The organism is Amycolatopsis sp. NPDC059021 (genome assembly GCF_042739895.1).
Lineage (GTDB): Bacteria > Actinomycetota > Actinomycetes > Mycobacteriales > Pseudonocardiaceae > Amycolatopsis.
On record NZ_JBHYIQ010000221.1, the window covers coordinates 1 to 1,491 of the forward strand.

At 66.1% G+C, this 1,491-nt stretch carries 1 protein-coding gene; it reads right to left on the bottom strand.

Annotated elements, in window-relative coordinates:
* Positions 1–8: 8 nt before the first annotated feature.
* On the bottom strand, positions 9–1,436 hold the full coding sequence (tnpC, locus tag ACFWX1_RS48140) for an IS66 family transposase (RefSeq protein WP_378396636.1): 1,428 nt from the start codon (positions 1,434–1,436) through the stop codon (positions 9–11).
* Positions 1,437–1,491: the final 55 nt, after the last annotated feature.

Sequence of the window (1,491 nt, forward strand, 5' to 3'; positions counted from 1 at the left end):
GTAACTGTTCAGGTCATTGTGGTGTTTGTTGGTAGCCAAGGGTTTCCGGTGATGGCGTCGCGGATGGCGGTGATGACGTGGACGCGGTTCTTGCGGACGGTGGAGATGTAGCTGCGGACGCGGAGCCAGGTGTGGGCGCCATGTTGGGTGCGCCAGCCGCCGGAGATTTTGAGTTGGGCTTTGATCATGCGGAGATCGCGTTCGGCCTGGTTGTTGGTGAAGGGGACTCGCAGGTCGCGGGCGAAGCGCAGCACTTGGTCCTGGTAGTCGCGCAGGCGTACCAGGAGGTTACGGGTCTTGCTCTGTTTGCGACCTCGTTCCGGTGGGTGCAGGAGCAGTCCGAGGTTGATGGTGCGGAGGAACCTGGAGATCAGCGGGTCACGGATGCGGGCGGGGATCTCGGCCTGTCCGGCGTCGCGTGCGGCGTGCGCGGCGGTGTTGAGTTCCTCCAGGGTTTTGATCGCGATGAGTGGCCAGGTGTGTTCTGGATGGGTTTCGCTGGCGGCGACCAGTTCGCGCAGGTGGTGGGCGTTGCAGCGGGCGTGGATGCGTCCGTAGTCCTGATAGGACAGCCAGCCGTCGTGCACGATGACGCCACGGAAACCGCGCAGGATTCCGAATTCGTCCATCGCCTCGCCGCCGCGCAGCCGGTGGGGCAGGTAGGCGGTCAACGTGGAGGTGCAGGCGGTGTGCAGCCACCAGCGTTTGCCTTCGACACGGATACCGGTTTCGTCGAAATGCGCCACCGGCGCGGCCCGCAGCTGGCGGACGACGCATCCGGCGAACTCGTCCAGTCTGCTCGCGACCGGGGCGAGGACGCCGCCGACCCAGCCGGTCGAGACCGGCAGTCCCAGCACGTCCGCCAGCAGCGCAGCGGTCCGTACGACCGGGATGTGCTGATACGTCAGCAGATAGACCGCCAACGCCGTCACGTTCGGCCCGTAGCACACCGCTGCGGTCGCCTCCGCCGGTCCGGCCGCGGTGGTGACATGACCGCACCCACGGCAGCGCAACCGGCGCAGCCGGTGCTCGGTCACCGACGGCCGCACCGGTGGCAGATCCACCACCTGACGACGGACGATCCCAGCGTCACCGGCCTGCCGCAACCGGCAACCGCACCCCGCGCACGACGAGGGCACGTGATTGACGATCGTGTCGGGATTCTCGACCACCGACAGGTTCGCTCCCGGGGCACCGGGTTGCTTACCCTGCCTGCGTCCAGTCTTGCCACGCAACGATTTCGGTGCCGGTTTGCTGAAGCGGTCAGCCGACGGAGGCATCGACGAGTTCCCCGAGTTCGACCCGAGACGACGCTTCAGCACCGCAACTTCATCACGAAGAGCGGCGATCTCCCCACGCGCACGCGCAAGCTCCACCGCCTGCGCCGCCACCAGCGCGGCCAACTCGTCATACGACGGCTGGACACCCTCTCCCACAACAAGATCATCCCACAAACCCCTCCACAGCAAGCAAAGGGGCCTGAATAGTTAC